The organism is Methylobacterium sp. J-078 (assembly GCF_022829285.1).
Lineage (GTDB): Bacteria > Pseudomonadota > Alphaproteobacteria > Rhizobiales > Beijerinckiaceae > Methylobacterium.
In genome coordinates, this window is sequence record NZ_JAKSYI010000068.1 from 13,045 (window position 1) to 29,217 (window position 16,173).

General features: G+C 68.8%; 15 protein-coding genes. 10 read left to right on the forward strand and 5 right to left on the reverse strand.

All coding sequences use genetic code 11. The features are described 5' to 3' along the window. Positions 1 to 4: 4 nt before the first annotated feature. From MKK58_RS10590 to MKK58_RS10605, 4 genes are all read right to left on the reverse strand, one after another. On the reverse strand, positions 5 to 1,102 hold the full coding sequence (locus tag MKK58_RS10590; RefSeq protein ID WP_243912040.1) for a putative 2-aminoethylphosphonate ABC transporter ATP-binding protein: 1,098 nt from the start codon (positions 1,100 to 1,102) through the stop codon (positions 5 to 7). 74 nt (positions 1,103 to 1,176) lie between these two features. Next, positions 1,177 to 2,202: a putative 2-aminoethylphosphonate ABC transporter substrate-binding protein gene (locus MKK58_RS10595; RefSeq protein WP_243912041.1), complete on the reverse strand. Its 1,026-nt coding sequence runs from the start codon at positions 2,200 to 2,202 to the stop codon at positions 1,177 to 1,179. Between the two features lie 237 nt (positions 2,203 to 2,439). Continuing rightward, a complete protein-coding gene (gene phnX / locus MKK58_RS10600; protein ID WP_243912042.1) occupies positions 2,440 to 3,267 on the reverse strand; it encodes a phosphonoacetaldehyde hydrolase in 828 nt (275 codons plus the stop codon). Between the two features lie 35 nt (positions 3,268 to 3,302). Further along, positions 3,303 to 4,427 (reverse strand): 2-aminoethylphosphonate--pyruvate transaminase, encoded by a 1,125-nt coding sequence (locus tag MKK58_RS10605; RefSeq protein ID WP_243912043.1) that lies wholly within the window; start codon positions 4,425 to 4,427, stop codon positions 3,303 to 3,305. Between the two features lie 137 nt (positions 4,428 to 4,564). Here MKK58_RS10605 and MKK58_RS10610 point away from each other — a divergent pair, with 137 nt between their 5' ends. The 8 genes from MKK58_RS10610 (at position 4,565) to MKK58_RS10645 (ending at position 13,120) form a co-directional block, all read left to right on the forward strand. After that, positions 4,565 to 5,440: a LysR substrate-binding domain-containing protein gene (locus MKK58_RS10610; protein ID WP_243912044.1), complete on the forward strand. Its 876-nt coding sequence runs from the start codon at positions 4,565 to 4,567 to the stop codon at positions 5,438 to 5,440. After that, positions 5,437 to 6,252 carry a DeoR/GlpR family DNA-binding transcription regulator gene (locus MKK58_RS10615; protein ID WP_243912045.1) on the forward strand — a complete coding sequence of 272 codons (816 nt, stop codon included), beginning with the start codon at positions 5,437 to 5,439 and terminating at the stop codon, positions 6,250 to 6,252. The genes MKK58_RS10610 and MKK58_RS10615 overlap by 4 nt, the downstream gene beginning before the upstream one ends. Positions 6,253 to 6,334: 82 nt before the next feature. After that, positions 6,335 to 7,192 (forward strand): EamA family transporter, encoded by an 858-nt coding sequence (locus MKK58_RS10620; protein ID WP_243912046.1) that lies wholly within the window; start codon positions 6,335 to 6,337, stop codon positions 7,190 to 7,192. 124 nt (positions 7,193 to 7,316) lie between these two features. Next, positions 7,317 to 7,733, forward strand: coding sequence for a globin family protein (locus MKK58_RS10625; protein WP_243912047.1), 417 nt, complete (start codon positions 7,317 to 7,319; stop codon positions 7,731 to 7,733). Positions 7,734 to 7,797: 64 nt separating this feature from the next. Continuing rightward, positions 7,798 to 7,956, forward strand: coding sequence for a hypothetical protein (locus tag MKK58_RS10630; protein WP_243912048.1), 159 nt, complete (start codon positions 7,798 to 7,800; stop codon positions 7,954 to 7,956). A gap of 141 nt (positions 7,957 to 8,097) precedes the next feature. Continuing rightward, a complete protein-coding gene (locus MKK58_RS10635) occupies positions 8,098 to 8,418 on the forward strand; it encodes a hypothetical protein (RefSeq protein ID WP_243912049.1) in 321 nt (106 codons plus the stop codon). Between the two features lie 640 nt (positions 8,419 to 9,058). Continuing rightward, entirely contained in the window at positions 9,059 to 12,229 is a 3,171-nt protein-coding gene (locus MKK58_RS10640) for an autotransporter serine protease (protein WP_243912050.1), read from the forward strand. A 543-nt stretch (positions 12,230 to 12,772) separates the two neighbouring features. After that, positions 12,773 to 13,120, forward strand: a complete 348-nt coding sequence (locus MKK58_RS10645) for a hypothetical protein (protein WP_243912051.1) — start codon at positions 12,773 to 12,775, stop codon at positions 13,118 to 13,120. A gap of 146 nt (positions 13,121 to 13,266) precedes the next feature. On the opposite strand, the gene MKK58_RS10650 is transcribed toward MKK58_RS10645, so the two are convergent. After that, positions 13,267 to 14,682 carry a class I SAM-dependent methyltransferase gene (locus MKK58_RS10650; RefSeq protein WP_243912052.1) on the reverse strand — a complete coding sequence of 472 codons (1,416 nt, stop codon included), beginning with the start codon at positions 14,680 to 14,682 and terminating at the stop codon, positions 13,267 to 13,269. A 540-nt stretch (positions 14,683 to 15,222) separates the two neighbouring features. Here MKK58_RS10650 and MKK58_RS10655 point away from each other — a divergent pair. Together MKK58_RS10655 and MKK58_RS10660 are read left to right on the forward strand one after the other, a co-directional pair. Beyond that, entirely contained in the window at positions 15,223 to 15,498 is a 276-nt protein-coding gene (locus tag MKK58_RS10655; RefSeq protein ID WP_243912053.1) for a hypothetical protein, read from the forward strand. Between the two features lie 336 nt (positions 15,499 to 15,834). Beyond that, positions 15,835 to 16,110: a hypothetical protein gene (locus MKK58_RS10660; protein ID WP_313899281.1), complete on the forward strand. Its 276-nt coding sequence runs from the start codon at positions 15,835 to 15,837 to the stop codon at positions 16,108 to 16,110. Positions 16,111 to 16,173 lie beyond the last annotated feature (63 nt).

A 16,173-nucleotide genomic window follows, 5' to 3' on the forward strand; every position in this document is an offset into this window, starting at 1 on the left:
CGGCTCACGGGTGCGCCGCCACGGGGAAGGCCCGCAGGGCCGCCGGCGGCAGGGAGACGTAGAGGTACTGGCCTTCCGTCAGGGCGAGGTCGCCGTGGAGATTGGCCGAAACGTCGGCCACCAGCGAGCCGCCGAGGTCGAGGCTCGGTTCCAGGCGGGCGCGGGTGAAGGCGCCGAGGAATTCGAGGCTGCGCACCCGCACCTGAAACGCGTTGACGTCGGTGGGCCGCACGTTGCCGACCCGGATCTCCTCCGGCCGGAAGCCCAGGCGCACCGGACTGCCGGGGATGAAGCCGCGTCCCTCCTCGCAGACGAGATCGACGGCGCCGACCCGGATTTGGCGGGCCGAACCGACCCGGGCATCGAGGAACGTCATCGCTCCGATGAAGTCGGCCACGAAGGCGGTGGCGGGGTTTCGGTAGATCTCCGCCGGGGTGCCCACTTGCTCGATCGTGCCGCGGTTCATCACCACGACCCGGTCGGCCATGGCCAACGCCTCCTCTTGGTCGTGGGTGACCATGATGGTGGTGATCCCGAGGCGCTTCTGAAGCTGCCGGATCTCGTCGCGCAGCCGCGTGCGCACCTTGGCGTCCAGCGCCGAGAGCGGCTCGTCGAGGAGGAGAAGGGAGGGCGAGGTCGCCAGGGCGCGGGCGAGCGCCACCCGCTGCTGCTGGCCGCCCGAGAGCTGGACGGGATACTTGGTGCCTTGCTCGGGCAGGCCCACGAGGGCCAGCAGGTCGGCGACCCGGGCGGCGACCCGCGCCCGCGGCATCCGCCGGTTGACGAGACCGTAGGCGACGTTCGCCGCCACGGTGAGGTTCGGGAACAGCGCGTAGGACTGGAACACGATGCCGAAATCCCGCGCCGCCGGCGGCGCCCGCGAGACGTCGGTGGAGCCGATCGCGATGCGCCCCGCATCCTGCCGGTCAAGGCCGGCGATCAGGCGCAGCAGGGTGGTCTTGCCGCAGCCGGAGGGGCCGAGGAAGCAGACGAACTCGCCCCGGGCAATCTCCAGGTCGATCCCGTCGAGGGCCGTGAAGGCCCCGTAGCGCTTCGACAATCCCGAAACCCTGAGGAACGGCGTCGCGTCGCCAGGCGTCATGGCGGTGCTCCTGATCTCTGTGCGGCCGGGGCTGCGCCCTACTTCCTGGCGACCTTCTACTTCTTGGCAGCCTTCTATTTCTTGGCGGCCTTGGCCTCGTAGCGGCGCGACCACTCGGCCAGCACCCGCTCGCGGTTGTCGGCCATCCAGCCGAGATCGTTCTTGATCATCGCGGCCTCGGCGTTGGCGGGGTAGTTCGCCGGCACGTTGGCGACACCCGGATAGGCGACGACCGCATAGCTCTTCGCGTAGAGTTCGTTGGCAGCCTTCGTGGCACCCCAGTCCGCGACCTTGCGGGCGAGTTCCAGGTGCTTGGTGGCGGCGACGATGGCGTAGGCCTCCTCGTCCCAGCCCGTGCCGTCGGCGGGGACGACCACCGCGAGGGGCGCGCCCTTGGTCTTCTCGGCGGCGCCACGCATGTCGAGCGACAGACCGGCGGTGCGCTCGCCGCGGGCGGCCTGGACGCAGGGCGCGGACCCCGAATGCAGGTAGGCGGCGATGTTGTCGTGGAGCTTGTCCATGTAGGCCCAGCCGGCCTCCTCGCCCATGCCCTGGAGCCAGCCCGCGACCAGCAGGTAGCCGGTGCCCGAGGAGGCCGGATGCGGCATCACCACCTTGCCCTTGAGGGCCGGCACCAGCAGGTCCGCCCAGCGCACGGGGGTCTTCACCCCGTCCTTCTCGGCCTCCGCCGTGTTGAAGCAGACCACGCCGATCGAGGCGTCGGTGCCGGTCCAGCTGTAGGGCGGCACGGAATCGCGGAAGGCGGCTTTCAGGGCGTCGGCGCCCTTCGGCTCGTAGGTGGCGAGCAGCCCCTGCTTCTCGAACAGCAGGAGGCTGGAGGCGGCCAGTCCCATCACCATGTCGGCCCGGGGATTGTCCTTCTCGGCAAGGAAGCGGGCGGTGATGACGCCGGTCGAATCCCGCACCCAGACCACCTCCACCTCGGGTACCGCCCGCTCGATCCCGGCCTTGAAGGGACCGAGCTGGTCGTTCTCCAGGGCCGTGTAGATCGTGAGCCGGGTGCGCTCGGCGGCCGACACGGGTGCGGCCAGGGACGACGCGAGGGCGAGGGTCAGGGCGAGGAGGCCGAGGACTTTCATGGACGATACTCCGGGGTCTTGTCGTTCCGATGTCTAAGGCCTGGTCCATGACAGTAAGAAGACAAAAACCGATGCGATCAAGTCCAGCCTTTTTGCATATAGTGCCTAATTACAGACCATGATAAAGATTTACTTGCGTAGACGGCAGACGGCCGAAATCGATCCGCGGCGCCCGGCCGCGGATCGATGCCGAAATCTTCGTTTCCCTGCAAAAGGAGGCTCGCCGGGGCGACCTCCTCAGCAGGCCTGGGGCATGCGTCCGGCGGCCAGCAATCCCTCGATGTCGCTCACCACGCCCGGCAGCTCGGCGATCGTGTCGATGAGGAAGTGGGGCTTCGAATCGGCGAACAGGGCGGCGATCCGGGCCCGCTCGGCGGCCAGGCGCTCGGCGGGCGCTGCGCGGAACGCGTCGTAGCTCAGGCCCAGCGCGTTGCCCGAGCAGGTGAGCGCCACCGTCCACATGCCGGCCCGGCGGCCCTCGAGGATGCCCGGAACCGTGTCGTCGACCTTCACGCAGGCGGCGACGTCGTCGATGCCGAGGGCGATCACGTTGGCGAGGGCCTGGGCCGGGAAGGGACGCCCGTTCGGGACCTCGTCCGTGGCGACCACATGGTCGGCGACGTAGCCGTTGGTGGCGGCGAGCGCGACCACGCGCTCCATCACGCGGGCGGGATACCCTGAGCAGGAGCCGATCTTCAGGCCCCGGGCCCGCAGGTCGGCGACGGCCTCCAGCGCCCCCGGGATCACCGCGGAATGCGCGGCGATCTTCTCGATCTGCAGCGGCATGAAGCGCTCGTAGATCGCGGTGACGTCCGCGTCGGTGGCGGGGTGCCCGTGCGCGGCGGCGTAGCGCGCCGCGATCGCGGGGTCGTTCAGGAGGGTGCGGATGTGGTCCCACTTGCCCATGCCCATCGGGCCCCTCGCCTCGGGCAGGCTCACGGCGACGCCGAACTCCGCGAAGGCCTCGACGAAGATCTGGGTGGGGGCGAAGGAGCCGAAATCGACCACGGTCCCGGCCCAGTCGAGGATCGCCGCCTGGAGCTTCTTCGGGGGAGCGTAGGACATGGATAGACTTTCGCGTGCGGCCGAGGGACGGGCGATCAGAGGGTCGTGATGTTCAGATCGGCGAACGCCGCGGCGACGGCCTCGACCGCCCGCTCCATGTCGGCGGATTCGACGTGACCGATGCAGCCCACGCGAAAGGTCTCGCGCTGCGTGAGCTTGCCCGGATAGAGGATGAAGCCCCGCGCGCGCACGGCGGCGTAGAAGTCGGCGAAGCGGTACTTCGGGTCGCGCGGGGCGTGGAAGGTCACGATGATCGGCGCCTGGATTTGAGGCGCCAGGAAGGACTTCAGGCCGAGGCGCTCCATGCCGCGGATCAGCACATCGCAGTTGCGCGCGTACTTGGCGTGGCGGGCCGGCAGGCCGCCCTCCTCCGCGTGTTGCAGCAGCGCCTCGTGGAGCGCCGCCACGACATGGGTCGGCGGGGTGAAGCGCCACTGCCCCGTGCGCTGCATGTAGGTGTGCTGGTCGCTGAGGTTCAGCGCCAGCGACGGCGAATTGCCCTCGGCCCGGGCCAGGGCATCGCCCCGCGCGATCACGAAGCCCATGCCGGGCACGCCCTCGAGGCACTTGCCCGAGGCGGCGATCAGCGCCTCGATCGGCACCGCGGCCGCATCGATGGGCAGCGCCCCGAAGGAACTCATCGCATCGACGATGAGACCGCGCCCGTGGCGCGCGACCACGTCGGCGATTTCGGGCAGCGGGTTGAGGATGCCGGTGCTGGTCTCGCAGTGGATCAGCCCGACATGGCTGATGGCGGGATCGGCGGCGAGCAGGTCGTCGACGGCCTCGGGGGTGGTCGGCACGTCGTCGGCGGTCTCGTAGACCGTGTGGTCATGGCCGAGCGCCTCGCAGATCCGGGCCAGGCGCTTGCCGTAGGCGCCGTTGACGAGGACCAGCACCTTGCCGGTGCGCGGCACCAGGGTGCCGATGGCGGCCTCCACGGCGAAGGTTCCGCTTCCCTGCAGCGGCACGCAGACATGGCTGCCGGTGCCGTTGGCGATGGCGACGAGACGCGCGCAGACGTCGGCCGTCAGGGCGTTGAAACTTCCGTCCCAGGACCCCCAATCGGTCATCATCGCCGCGCGGGTGCGCTCGGACGTCGTCAGCGGACCGGGGGTCAGGAGGATCGGCGTCGGAGGGGTGGACGAGGCGCCTGTCATGGTGATCCTGCCCGATCGGCCTTGGGACAATCCCGTGCCGAAGCGCGCTCCGGGATGCGGCGACCTTGCGTTCGGGCAACCCATCAGATCAAATCGTTTCTCGTGATGCGTGCCATCAGTCTGACCGATCGATCGCCATGAACCTCTTCCAGCTTCGGGCCTTCGATGCGGTCGCGCGGGAGGGCAGCTTCACGCGCGCGGCCGGGCGGCTCTGCATCAGCCAGCCCGCGGTGACCGGGCACATCAAGGCGCTGGAGGAGCGCTACGACCTCGTGCTGTTCCGGCGCACCGCGCGCGCCGCCGAGCTGACCCCGCAGGGCCGGGCCCTGGCGGAGCTCACCGGCCCGCTCTTCGGCTTGGTGGAGCAGGCGGAGGACCTCCTCGAGGCCAACCGGACCCTGGTCTCGGGGCGGGTCGAGATCGCGGTGGATTCGCCGCACATCGTGATGCCCCTGCTGGCGCGCCTGCGCGCGCGCCACCCCGGCATCGTCGTCGGGTTGATCCTCGGCAACGCCGCCGACACCCGCGAGGCCCTGCTGTCGGAGCGGGCGAGCGTCGCCGTGCTCACCGAGGCCGAGGCGCATCCGGATCTCCACCTCGCGCAGATCGCGGTCTCGCGCATCTGCGCGGTGGTCCCGCGCGGCCATCCCCTGGCGGATCGCGAAACGCTCGACCGCGCCGAACTCGACGGCGCCGCAATGGTGCTGCGCGAGCCGACCTCGGTGACCCGGCGCACCTTCGACCGGGCCTGCCGGGCCGGCGGCGTCGCGCCCGCCGTGCTGATGGAACTCGACAGCCGCGAGGCGGTGATCGAGGCCGCCGCCGCGGGGATCGGCATCGGCATCGTCTCGTCCCTGGAATGCGGGGCGGACACCCGGATCGCCGCGATCCCGATCGCGGGCGCCGACCTCACCAACCGCCACGCGATCGCCTGCCTCGCGCGGCGGCGGAACCTGCGCCTGATCCGGGCGGTGTTCGGGCTGGCGACCGAGACAGACGAGGCGGCGCGATGACCCGGAAACCGCCGGCTTCGGAGAACCGGGCACTCGCGGCCGCCCGCCACGACGCGATCCTGGCGCGGCTCGGCCAGAACGGCAGCGTCAGCGTCGAGGCGATGGCGGACCGCTTCGGCGTCTCGCGCGAGACGATCCGGCGCGACCTGAAGGCCCTGGCCGAGCGGGGCCGCCTCGCCATCGTGCACGGGGGCGCGACGCGCTGCGCGGACGAGCCGGTCCTCGCCATACGGGAGCGCGACAACCCGGCCGGCAAGGCCGCGATCGGGCGGGTCGCGGCGGGGCTCGTCGAGGACGGCATGGTGGTTCTGCTCGATTCCGGCGCCACCACTCTGGCGGTCGCCAACGCGCTCGCCGGCCACGATCCGCTCTTCACGCGCCCCGTGCCGAAGGGCCTGACGATCTGCACCAACAGCCTGCCCGTCGGGCTCGTCCTGTGCCGCGTGGCCGGCGTGCGGGTCCATGTCCTCGGAGGCGAGGTCGAGGGCGCGGACGAGGCGGCATTCGGCATCGAGGCCCTGGCCGCCCTGGCGCGCTTTCGCGCCGATCTCGCCTTCGTGGGCGCCGGCGGCATCGCGCCGTCGGGGGAGATCACCGATTTCGCGCCGTTTCCCACCGAGTTGCGAATCCGCATGCTGGCTGCGGCCGAGCGCGGCTACGTGGTGGCGGACAGGACCAAGTTCGGCCGCATGACGCCGATCCGCCTGACGCCGATCCCGGCCGGGACCGGTCTGATCGTCGACGCGGAGCCCCCGGCGCCCATGCGGGAGGCCCTCACGGCACGCGGTCTCACGGTGATCGTCGCCCCGTGATGTGGTTTTTTGTGGCTTTCTGAATTCTTTTGCGGCAAACCTCCGTTTGCGGTGGCGCGGATTCCAACGGAGGCGAGACCCCATGACGGCCAGCGGCATGAGCCTGCCTGTCTTCAGTGCGGTGCTGGCCGCCGCCTTCATGCATGCGGGCTGGAACGCGGTCGCCAAGCTTCGCCTCGAGCCGATCCTCACCATGGCGCTGATCTCAGCCTCGGCCGGGCTGTTCGCGCTGCCGGCCGCGCTCTGGTTCGGGTGGCCGCCCGCCGCCGCCTGGCCCTGGCTGGCCGGTTCGATCCTGCTGCACCTCGGCTACTACATCGCCCTGGCCGAGGCCTACCGGCACGCGGATATGGGGCAGGTCTACCCAATCGCGCGCGGCAGCGCCCCGCTCCTGACCGCCTGCGCGTCCCTTCTCCTGTTGCGGGAGGGGCTGGCGCCGCTGGCCGCCCTCGGGATCGCGATCCTCTGTGCGGGAGTCGCCCTGATGGCCTTCGCCAGGGCCGGCGGGCAGCGGCTGAGCCGGACGGCCCTCGGTTACGCGCTGCTCACCGGCGCCCTGATCTCCGGCTACACGCTGGTGGACGGGCTCGGCGCGCGGGCGGCGGGCGACCCGCACGCCTACGCGGCCGCGCTCTTCGTGGTCGACGCGATTCCGCTGCCGGCCTTCGTCCTCTGGACCCGCGGCCGCAGGGTCCTGGGCTCCGTCCGGGGCCTGACGCTGCCCGGCCTCGGGGGCGGCGCCCTGGCCCTCGGCTCCTACTGGATCGCGATCTGGGCGATGACGGTCGCGCCCATTCCCCTGGTCGCGGCGACGCGGGAGACCAGCGTCCTGTTCGCGATGCTGATCTCCGTCCTCGTCCTGAAGGAGCCGCTCCTCCTGTCGCGGATGACGGCCGTCATCATCATCGTGGCGGGCGTCGTGGCCATGCGCCTGGCCTGAGGCGGAGGGCCTCCATCCCTGTCGCGCTCCGTGCCGAACAGGGCCTACCTTCGGGGTCGTCGAATTTGTATACATTGTGCAGGCGGTGCGATCCGGGGCCGCCGGGCACGGATGAGAGACGTCGATGACACCGCAGCAGGTCACGCTCGTTCAGGACAGCTTCGCGAAGGTGCGGCCCATCGCCGACACCGCGGCGGATCTCTTCTACGGCCGCCTCTTCGAGATCGCCCCGGGGGTCCGTGCGATGTTTCCCGAAGACATGAGGGAGCAGAAGAAGAAGCTCATGGCGATGCTCGGCCTCGCGGTCACGAACCTCCATAAGCCCGACACGGTGGTGCCCGCACTTCAGGCCCTCGGGCGCCAGCACGTGGCCTTCGGCACGCAGTCGGCGCATTACGCGCCCGTGGGCGAGGCGCTGCTCTGGACCCTGGAGCAGGGGCTCGGGCCCGACTTCACGCCAGAGGTGCGCGAAGCCTGGACGGAGACCTACGGCCTCGTGGCGCGCGTCATGCAGGATGCGGCCGCCGACATGCGAGCATGATCCTGGCGCGGCGCGGCACCGTCGCGCGGACGGGCCGGGACGCCGGGGACGAGGGAACGACGACGTGAAGACGGTGCTGCATCGCCTCCTGGCCATCGGTGTGATGGTCGTGGTCGTGGGCGCCGCCCACGGCCTCAAGCTCGCGGGCTTCGCACATGCCGAGCTCGACGCGTTCCTGGCCGCGGGCCTGGCCTCCATCCTGACTGTGGCGTCCACCCTGTAACGTCCGCCGCCCTCCAGTGGAGGGGGCGGCGCCCGGGGGGCAGCTTTCGGCTCTCCCGTGAACACAATGGTGACGGTCCTGCGCTACGCCTGGGCGCGACGGGCGCATCGGACCCAAGCGCACGGCCAAGGGAGACGTCACATGAGCGCTGCTCCAGCGCCTTCGCATCGGTCTCGGGACGCCGCGCAGCGCCTGCCCGAGTTGTCGGATCTGGCGGGGCGCCTCGCCGACCGGGTCGTGGAGGCCCAGGTCGCGGGCGAGCCCGTACCCGACGATCACATCCGTTTCCTGCTCGACGCGGCCCTGCTGCTCCAAGAGCACGGCGTGGGGCTGCCCTCGCTCCTCGGGCAGATCATGCGCGGCGCCGCCGAGCCGGAGATCCGGATGCCGCGGGTCGATGAGGACGACGATGCCGGCCGCCTCGCCTGGCTGCTGCGCCCCTTCCAGGAGACGCGAGGCTGAGGGCGGCCGCGCCCCCGGCCCGCCACGCGCTTGCGAACCCTTCGCTTGCGAGACCCTGGCCTGCAAGTCTTTCCACCAGGAGACCGAGCAACCGAAGGTCGAATCACTGGAATCGAGCCTCCCGGACGACGTCTCGTCGTGGGCCGGAATGGCAAGCCTCGTGCAAGGCACCGATGGAGCCGGCGGAACGTCTCCGTCCAGCCATCGTCCCCGACCCGAGACGGCTCACTCGACCCGCCCGGCGCAAGCCGCGGCGGGTTTTTTTACTGTCGACCCGCGCGTATCGCCTCGAGCGAACCCTGCCGGGGACGCGCTCGCCAGGAGCGGTCAGACCATCCCGGAGGCTCCCGGACGGCCCCGCGTCCGATGTGAGAGAGGCGCGCCGCTCAAGCTGACGTGGGGCGGGAGTCGCGCCGGCACCGGCCGATTGTTGTGTCTCGGCCACACACTATTTCTATCGCAGACGGACGCGGAATACGCCTTGAGCGTCGCGATTTCGTGAAGCTACAAATCTGACTGTCAACACGCGATCGAAACAATCGATTCAAATTCAGGCGCGTTCCGCTTCACTCTTGGAGCGATGGGCACGCGCTATAGCCTTTTGATCGGCAGGAAACCTTCCAAGATTCTGAGGACACCGATGTCGAATCCAACGCGTCTGCGGCCCCTGCGCGCCGCCGGGCTGAGCTTCCTGTTGTGTGCGGGCGTCTCGCACGCGGCCCTCGGACAGACGACCGGGTATCAGGATCCCGGCCGGATCGGGGACGTCGCGAGTTGGCGCACGCCGGAATACCTCGCCGATTTCGGTCTCGCCTCGATGAACGCGGATCAGGCCTATGCCCGCGGCATCACCGGTCGGGGCGTGGTGGTGGGGTCGGTGGATTCGGGCTACCTCGCCACGCATCCGGAATTCGCTGGCCGTGTCACCGCCCTCACCAACACCGGCACTTTCCTCGCCGACGGCTATCGCTACGAGACGGCCGCCGGGGTGCGCTCGAGCTTCTTCACCGCCGGATCGAGCTATTCGGTGCCCGGCACCTGGATCCAGGGCGTCAACGACGACCACGGCACCCATGTCGACGGCACCATCGTGGCCAACCGCGACGGCGTCGGCATGCACGGCGTCGCCTTCGGCGCGACGCTGCTCGCCACCAACACCAACGGCACCGATTCCTCGATCTACGGCACCAACCAGGACTACAACTACTTCAAGAGCGCCTACGGCAACCTCGTCGCGCAGGGTGCGCGGGCGATCAACAGCAGTTGGGGCAGCCCGCCGCCGCCTGAGAACTACAACACCCTGGGCGGCCTGTTCTCGGCCTATGCCAAATTTCCGCGCCAGCTCGACTGGCTCGACGCCGCCGCGGAAGCCGGCCGTGCGGGGACCATCATGGTCTTCGCCGCCGGCAATGCGGGCGTGAACAACCCGACCGTGCGCGCCGCGCTGCCCTATTTCGAGCCCGACCTGGAAAAGAGCTGGATCGCCGCCTCGGGCCTGACCGCGACGGATGGGTCGGCCTTCAACCGCTGCGGCGTCGCCAAGTACTGGTGCATCGCCGCCCCCGGGCGCAACGTCTACTCGACGGTGACCAGCGCCACGGGCGTGGCCGGCTACGGCCTGAAGAGCGGCACCTCGATGTCGGCTCCCCACGTCACCGGAGCGCTGGCCCTGGTGATGGAGCGCTTCGCCTACATGACCAACGAGCAGACCCGCGACGTCCTGCTCACCACCGCGACCCACCTGGGGGACGGCCCCGCCGACCGGCCCAACGAGACCTTCGGCTGGGGCAAGATCGACCTCGGCCGGGCGATGAACGGCCCCGGCCAGTTCCTCGGCCGGTTCAACGCCAATCTCGGCGCGGGCGTCTCCGACACCTGGTCGAACGACATCTCCGACGCGGCCTTGCGCCAGCGCCTCGTGGAGGACACCGCCGAGCACGCGGCCTGGATCCAGACCAAGGCCGAGCGCGGCTGGACCAACGGCCTGCCAGCGAACGCAACGCAGGAGCAGGGGGTCGAGTACACCTACAAGCAGGCCCGCGATCAGGCCTTCCTCACCCGCACCTACGCGGGCGGCTTGACGAAGTCGGGCGGCGGCACGCTCCAGCTCACCGGCAACAGCACCTACACGGGCACCACCGAGGTGAATGGCGGCCTGCTCGCGGTGAACGGCTCGATCACCTCGCTCGCCAACGTCAATGCGGGTGGCACGCTCGGCGGCTCGGGCCGCGTCGGCGGCCTCAACGTCGGCCAGGGCGGCACCGTGGCGCCGGGCAATTCCATCGGCACCCTCAACGTGGCGGGCAACGTCACCTTCGCGGCGGGTTCGACCTACGCCGTCGAGGTCGCCGCCGGCCGCAGCGACCGCATCGCCGCCACGGGCGCGGCGCAGATCGGCGGGGGCACCGTCTCGGTCTCCCTGGAGAACGCGCTCAGCCCCTTGAGCCCATCGGAGACCCGCAGCCTGCTGGGGCAGCGCTACACCATCCTCACCGCCACCGGCGGGGTCAGCGGGCGCTTCGACGTGTCGACGCCGCGCTACACCTTCATCGGCACGGACCTGTCCTACGGCGCCAGCACCGTCGACCTCTCGGTGGCGCGCAACGCCACCACCTTCGCGTCCGTCGGAGCCAACCGGAACCAAGCCTCGGTCGGCGCCGCGGTGGAGGGGCTTGGGGCCGGCAACCGGATCTACGAGACCATCCTGGTCACCACCGATCCGGCCAGCGCCCGCGGCGCCTTCCAGTCCCTCTCCGGGGACATCCACGCGAGCCTCGTCTCGGCCGAGTTCGAGACCGCCTTCTTCGTGCGCGAGGCGATCCTCGACCGCCTGCGCTGGGGACCGACGCCGGGCTCCACGGAGGCCACCGATTACGGCCTGCTGCCGGCCACCTACACCGCCGACTTGCCCGGCCGGGCCGCTCCGGTGCCGATGCGGGTGGTGGATTCCCGCGTGTTCGGCGTCTGGGGCCAGGGCTTCGGCAGCTTCGGGCAGGCGCGAACGGACGGCAACGCCGCCAGCCTGTCGCGCCAGACCAGCGGCTTCGTGCTCGGCGCCGATGCCAGGCTCGAGAACGGCATCCGGATCGGCGTCGCGGGGGGCTATTCCAACACGGGGCTCGATACGCCCGGCAGCCTGCAATCCGGCACCATCGAGAGCGGGTTCGGAGGCGTCTACGGCGGCTACGAGTTCGGGGCGGTGTCGCTGCGCCTCGGCGCGGTCTACGCCGACAATTCGGCGCGCCTGCGTCGCAGCGTCGCCTTCGCCGGGCTGGCCGACAGCACGAGCGCGCGCACCGGCGGCGACACCATCCAGGGCTTCGGCGAACTCGGCTACCGCTTCGCCTTCGCGGGCCAGCCGGGTGTCACACCGGGCGGTTTCGCGCTGGCCTACATCGAGCCCTTCGTGGGGGGCGCCCTCGTCAGCATCGGCCGGGATCGCCTGACCGAGACAGGCGGGTTCGCCGCCCTCACCGGCGCCGCCCAGACCTACGACATCGGCACCTCCACGGTGGGCCTGCGCGCCCAGGCGAGCCTCGACCTCGGCTTCGGCGCTCCGGTCTCGCTGCGCGGTCTCGTCGGCTATCGGCGGGCCTACGGCGACGTCGTTCCGAAGGCCCTCCTGGCCTTCGGCACCGGCCCGAGCTTCCTGACCGCCGGCCTGCCGATCGACCGGGACGCCCTCGTGGCGGAGGCCGGCCTCGACGTCCTCGTCGGGCGGGGCACCACCCTGGGCGTCGCGTATACCGGGCAGGTCGGTGACCGCGCCCAGGATTACGCGGTGAAGGGCAACTTCACCTACCGGTTCTGATCCCAAGTCTCTAGGAGACGGACCCATCGGTCCGTCTCCCCAGAGGTCCGGCGGCCGAAAGCCGCCGCGCCGCCCCTGGTCCCCGGAGCATCCGGACCCGGACCAGGGGCGGATTCATGATGATCCGTCCCGCCCTCGCTTCGCGCCGGAACCGGCTGGGGCTTCGTGCCGCACATCTGCTGCCCCGGCGCGTGGCGGGCTCCCGATCGCATCCGCCCGCCGTGGCCGCCCGATCCCTGGGCGGCCCGATCCCGGCCGCGTGCCCTCGGTCCCCGAGACGCGATGACGGGTTCTGCAGGCCGCGCCTCTCTCGACGGCCTGATCCGGAACGGATCTTGCTCTGCCTCGGGATCAAGATCCGGGTGGCCCGGGATGCGCCGCGCAGGTCCGTCACTTCGACACGCAGTCGTCTTCGTCCTGGGCGTGTGTTCCGCGGGCGGAGGGCAGGACGACATCCGCTCCCGTCATCGTGAAAAGCATTTTGTCATAGTTGTGTAATAGATTCGATGTGCATTCGGTCAGCGCTCATGAGAATCGACCGCCATGGGGACCCCGCACATGCTTGAAAGGTTAATCAACAATATTTCCGGAAAAATCTCCTCAAAGCCGACATTGAGATTTTTCGATGAAAAATATTACACATCTCAGTATCCAGACGTTGCAAGTCACGAACTGAGCCCGTTGGAGCATTATCTCCTGATCGGCTGGAAGGATCGTTACGATCCCAGTACACTGTTCAGCACACGCGGATACCTAAGCGCGAACCCGGACGTCGCGGCGATTCGGATCAATCCGCTCCTTCATTTTCTCCAGCACGGATTGGCCGAAGGCCGGACCGGCTGGGAAAAGTCCACGTCGATGCCCGCACCCGACCCCGCGATCGCGCGCTGAAGCCGAAGCGATATCCCGCCGGCGCGAATCGCCCCCGAGCCCGACGAGAGCGGGGCCTTCCCGCTCCCGTCGGGCCGGTGCATCGCATCACGGGTGAAGCCCGCGAGCCTCCGGACCGGCAGGAGGCGTGAAATCCGGAGGCCCGATCAGGCGCGCCGGCACAGAACGGCGACATCGAGGTTTCCGATGAAATCCGGAATGACATCGACGACATCGAGGTGCTTGGACCAGGCCCGGCGCGTGTAATCCTGGGTCTGCACCGTGTGGCGATAGTAGGTGCTGTCGGAAATCTTCCCCTCGAGGGCCGGATCGATCAGCTGATCGTCGAAGCCCGTCTCGGTCCAGTGCCGCCAGAAGTCCGGCCCGCGAAAGACCGACGACCAGGCGACGGAACTCGACCCGCCGAAGGTGATCAGCGCGACGCCCTCCGGCTTGAGCAGACGGCCGATCTCGTCGAGCCAGGCGGCCTGAACCTCGGCGGAGAGGTGCGTCATCACCGAGATGCCGAAGATGCCGTCGAAGCTTCCGTCCGCGAAGGGCGTCGGCGGCATGAGGGGCGTGGTGCGGAACTCGCCCGCCAGATACGCCCGGCACCAGGCGATGTTCTCGTCGTCGATGTCGGTTCCGCACACCCGCGCGGCATTCCATTGCTGAATGAAGTGGCGCGTGACCCGGCCATGCCCGCACCCCCAGTCGAGCACGGAGACGCCGGCGCGGTTCGCCACCCCGTAGCGGCCGAGCAGGCTCTCGATGGCCTTGAAGGCGCAATGGCCCGTGAATGTGACGCTCTGGTCGTTGGACCAGGTCTGCACCCGGGTCAGCTGGCTGCTGTCGCGGGGAAGCCCGATCCCGGCATCGAGACGGGTCGGGACGAAGACCCGCCGCCCCAGGATGTCGCCGACCTGGCGCCCGTCGAGGTCGAGGGGATTTCCGTTGTCGTACGCGAAGGTGAAGCTGAACGGATCGGAGCCCGGCTTGCAGGCGGGCAGGTCGATGACCACCATGAAGGACGAGTGATGGGCGTTCGGCCAGTACCAGAAGTGATTGCCGAAGGAGATCGAGGGCAGCGGATACTGGAATTCGTAGGCGACCCCGGGCCCGAAGACCACCCGCAGAGCACCGGGATCTCCCGCGGGCGGCAGGTGCTCGCCCGAGATGATGAGGCGGGCGCCGTCGAAGCTCAGCCAGGGGGCCGCCTGGAACGGCAGGGGATGGACCGCGAGCACGTCGCGGGCCGTCAACCCGAACTGGTTGACGATGGGCGCGCGCGGCGGGACCGTGAGGCGCGCAAGGCACGCCTCCTCGGACGATCCCCGCACCTCGACCGCGGTCTCGGCCGGAACGATCATCGGTGGCAACTGACACGTGAAGCGCGCCAGACCCTCGACATTCGCCACCGGAACCGTCGCCCAGTGGCGGCCGTCGCACCGCACCGTGACCCGAGAAGCGATCTTCTTTCCGGTGAAGGTGCCCACCAGCATGTCGCCCGGATCGAGGCGCAGGTCGAGCCCTCCCGACTCGGAGGCAACGATGTCGGCCTCGATCGCGGTCGGTGTCACCATGGTCCGGTCATCCCTTCAAGCGAGATCTCGCCCTGTGCGGTGAGCTAAGGCAGTTCTCCTATAAGGCGATTTTTTCTCGTTATCCAATAGATACTTTGATCCACTCGCATCCAGACCATGCGACGATCTCGAACTTGAGCGGCCAAAACCGCAGCGGCGCTCGTCGGGAAGGCGTATCTGCGGGACAGAAACCCGGCCACGAAACAACCAGAGTGTGCGAACAATTCTCTTTTCGATCGAGATGACCCGCGAGGGCGGGTTTTCGTTGCCGATCCGGCCCCATCGGGACGTGGACCATGGATACGGCCGGCCCGGTGTCCGGAGTCATCCCTTGAGTCTGACCCGACGGAATCCGGACGCTTCGCACCGGCCTCCCTTCCCTCCAGGGATCACCCCCGACGGATACGGATAGGGAGGGGGTGCCGCTGGATTTAGCCGCTGGATTCAAAGGATCACAAAAGCACTTCCTCTTCCAAAATCATTCCTCTAGACAGACAAGCCGATCGTCTCGACCCTATGACCACTGAACGCGAGCCCTCGATGAGCGACGAAACCAATCCCTTGATCGTACAGATGCCGGGCTTTGACGAAGATTATTACCGCTCTCAGTGCCCCGACGTGGCAGATTACGAGGGATCTGCGCTCGATCATTACTTGAACGTAGGCTGGAAGGCCGGCATAAACCCAAGCAAAGGCTTTGATGGCAATGCATACCTGACCGTCAACACCGACGTCAGGGAGGCAGACATCTGCCCACTCCTCCACTTCCTCAACTACGGCCTGGCCGAGGGACGCGCTTTTTCGCCGAATCCTTAAGAAAAAGCGATCGCAATATTGACCTGACAGGTTGTTGTCGGGGCGCTGATTTTAGGCACGCGCGTCAATCATCATCCAAAAGCTCAGCTCTGTTCGGGCTCGACGATTCCAAAACTGAATCGACCCGAGCCCCCAGACCGTTGATCTGCGGGCTCCGGCCCCAGGCCAGTGTCTGTTGCCGAGGGCTGATTTCGAGATCGTCGAGCCTCGGGGCGAAACTCACCGGGTGTGACCGGCTTGCACCTTGCCCCCTCTCGTCATGGCGCCTTATAGACTTTCGCCATGAAGTCCCTCCGCCTGAAACGCACAACCGGACAGACCGGAAAGCCTTCCACGATGGCGGGTTTCGATTCCGTCTATTATCTCTATTGGTACAGGGACGTCGAACAATACGGGGGAACCCCGCTCGATCACTACCTGACGATCGGCTGGAAGGAAGGGCGTGATCCAAGCGCCGGATTCAGTACGGATGGCTATCTCGCGGCCCATGCCGACGTCCGTGCGAATGGCGCCAATCCGCTGATCCATTTCCTGCAGTTCGGCCTGGCCGAGGGGCGGCGCGGATGGGAGAAGGATCCCGGTGCTCCCGCGCCACGGCCGCGCCTGCTCTGACGCGAAGGGGCGCAGACGCCTCGGGCCAATCCTGCCCGGTCGCGCATTGGCCGAAGGCCGAAC

Coding starts and splice junctions, on each gene's coding strand:
- MKK58_RS10605 (WP_243912043.1), bottom strand. CDS start 4,427: ATGACAGGCGCCTCGTCCACCCCTCCGACGCCGATCCTCCTGACCCCC.
- MKK58_RS10625 (WP_243912047.1), top strand. CDS start 7,317: ATGACACCGCAGCAGGTCACGCTCGTTCAGGACAGCTTCGCGAAGGTG.
- MKK58_RS10645 (WP_243912051.1), top strand. CDS start 12,773: ATGGGGACCCCGCACATGCTTGAAAGGTTAATCAACAATATTTCCGGA.
- MKK58_RS10650 (WP_243912052.1), bottom strand. CDS start 14,682: ATGGTGACACCGACCGCGATCGAGGCCGACATCGTTGCCTCCGAGTCG.
- MKK58_RS10655 (WP_243912053.1), top strand. CDS start 15,223: ATGAGCGACGAAACCAATCCCTTGATCGTACAGATGCCGGGCTTTGAC.
- MKK58_RS10615 (WP_243912045.1), top strand. CDS start 5,437: ATGACCCGGAAACCGCCGGCTTCGGAGAACCGGGCACTCGCGGCCGCC.
- MKK58_RS10590 (WP_243912040.1), bottom strand. CDS start 1,102: ATGACGCCTGGCGACGCGACGCCGTTCCTCAGGGTTTCGGGATTGTCG.
- MKK58_RS10620 (WP_243912046.1), top strand. CDS start 6,335: ATGACGGCCAGCGGCATGAGCCTGCCTGTCTTCAGTGCGGTGCTGGCC.
- MKK58_RS10640 (WP_243912050.1), top strand. CDS start 9,059: ATGTCGAATCCAACGCGTCTGCGGCCCCTGCGCGCCGCCGGGCTGAGC.
- MKK58_RS10660 (WP_313899281.1), top strand. CDS start 15,835: ATGGCGGGTTTCGATTCCGTCTATTATCTCTATTGGTACAGGGACGTC.
- MKK58_RS10610 (WP_243912044.1), top strand. CDS start 4,565: ATGAACCTCTTCCAGCTTCGGGCCTTCGATGCGGTCGCGCGGGAGGGC.
- phnX (WP_243912042.1), bottom strand. CDS start 3,267: ATGTCCTACGCTCCCCCGAAGAAGCTCCAGGCGGCGATCCTCGACTGG.
- MKK58_RS10595 (WP_243912041.1), bottom strand. CDS start 2,202: ATGAAAGTCCTCGGCCTCCTCGCCCTGACCCTCGCCCTCGCGTCGTCC.
- MKK58_RS10635 (WP_243912049.1), top strand. CDS start 8,098: ATGAGCGCTGCTCCAGCGCCTTCGCATCGGTCTCGGGACGCCGCGCAG.